We start from the raw sequence: 2,051 nt of genomic DNA, 5'->3' as shown, positions 1-2,051 counted from the left end.
GGTCTTCCAAGTCTTTTTTAGCTGTCAAAAAAATAAATGGTACCAACTGTCCGGGTCTGGTTGCCCGCAGGCGGCGACAAAATTCCAAGCCATCCATCCCAGGCATCATGATGTCCGACACGACCAAATCTGGCGGATCTTGAGCGAACAGTTTCAACCCTTGGACTCCAGAGGTGACTACTCGTACTGAATAACCCCGCTTTTCCAGATAGCGTGTAAGTACGGTTTGGAGGGTTTTATCGTCGTCTACTAGTAAGATTTTTTTCACGGTTAAATCCTTTGAGTCAAAATGACTTGGCAGGTAAATGGGTAAGAATAGGGAAATTAATAAATTTAGATGTGTAGTTTGTGTATTCTAATGAGCGAGAATTTAAATATACGTGGCCAGTTGCCTTCAAGTTAGTGAAAACTTGCTAACTTATCGCTTGTCGATTGTAGTCTAACATCGCGATCGCCGCTAATTGAATCTGGCATGGACAAAATCCGCTACCACAGAAGAGTCGTGCGTTGCAATTGTCTAGTTACTCTAGCTATTCATACATACAACTATACAACCAGGAAAGTTACTAAAGATATCCAAAAGCTTTAATCCCCAGCAACCGATCGCTAATTTCTAGCAAAGATAGCTCGAAGATGTTCCTAACTATCCTATTATTCCCGCGATCTGGGAGATCTCACCAATGTAGAAAATATTGATGTCATTTTGTAACTGCGGGTCTGGTGTCGAGGCGAGCGAGGTTAAACCGAGCATTCTCTACATCAGAATACCCCAATCACGATCGGATCTGGTGCGATCGCGATCGCGTGCGGGTACATTACAGGCATTAGTTTGACAATGGCTCAAAACGATCGTTAGCCGCTGCAAAATCTTAGTTGGCGCAAAAATTGCGTCAACTAAATAGTACGTGTTCGATCGATCGAGCTGAAGGGGACACAGAGCGTTTCTGCCAGCAGAATTGGCGAGATCGCCTCAATTCTACACTTGGTAAATCTAGTTTTGGCGTTGCTGAATCTGGGTATGATACCAATCGAAATCCCTTGCCCTCACCCCGCCCTCGCCTCCGGCTCTGGCTCCCCTCTGTCTTGTCGTTGCTTGGTTGATTTTCATGGTCGGGAAACCCGACCGAAAATCAATCCGCTTTTTTATTCGGGGGGAACCCTAGACATAAAAACGCCGCTCCCAAGCTTGGGAGCAACCCAAATCGCGCTGAGGTTCCCTCAGCGTGCGTTTGGGTCAAGACAGCGGCGCATCGAACGGGAGGTTCCCTCCCGTTTGTGTGCGTCAAGACAGAGGGGTTGGGGGTGAGGGCAAGATTTGCGCATTTCATACCTCAATTCAGCAACGCCCTAGTTATAATTATTCGAGCGTGGCAACGATTACAGTAATGTTATCACTGCCACCATGCTGTTTAGCCGCATCGACTAGCGCTTGGGCGGCGAGTTCTTCGGTTTCGGCTTGCAGATGAATCGCAATCTCCTCGTGAGGGACTTCTTCGGTCAAACCATCACTACAGAGTAGAATCCGGTCGCCAGCCTGAACTTGTTGAGTCTGAATATTAATCTGACGTAAATCGCGACGACCCAAACAATGAGATAGTACGTGACGCAATGGGTGGACGCGGGCTTCGTCAGCAGTAAGCTGACCCAATTTCATCGCCCTAGCCACCCAAGTATCGTCTTCGGTGATCGAGTCTAGTTTGTCGCCTCGGAGCCGATAGAGCCGCGAATCGCCAACATGCGCCGACCATACCAAGTCATCCCGAAACAAAATCGTCACCAGGGTAGTTCCCATATCGGCGCGTTGAGTATTTTGTTCTTGATCGGTGACGATCGCATCGTTGGCAGCGAACAGGGCTTGGGCGAGCAGGTTTTTGGTATCGGGTTCGGATTCCCAATTACGCTCGATATAAGTATGTGCGGTTTCGATCGCAATCCGGCTGGCTTCCTCGCCACCTGCATGACCGCCCATACCGTCGGCAACGATAAAAAATCGTCCATCAGGATCGATGTGATAGGCGTCTTGGTTGGCACTCCGTACCATCCCTTTATCT

At 48.5% G+C, this 2,051-nt stretch carries 2 protein-coding genes; both read right to left on the bottom strand.

Annotated features, from left to right (window positions below; genetic code table 11):
* The coding region (locus RMO35_RS03425; RefSeq protein WP_309738566.1) for a response regulator at positions 1-268 on the bottom strand (268 nt) is incomplete at its 3' end.
* 1,089 nt (positions 269-1,357) lie between these two features.
* Positions 1,358-2,051: protein phosphatase 2C domain-containing protein (locus tag RMO35_RS03420; protein WP_309738565.1), on the bottom strand; the 694-nt coding region annotated here is incomplete at its 5' end.

Source organism: Chamaesiphon sp. OTE_20_metabat_361, assembly GCF_031364565.1.
Note: the sequence above shows the minus strand (reverse complement) of the source record. Positions and strands in the feature narration are given on the sequence as shown.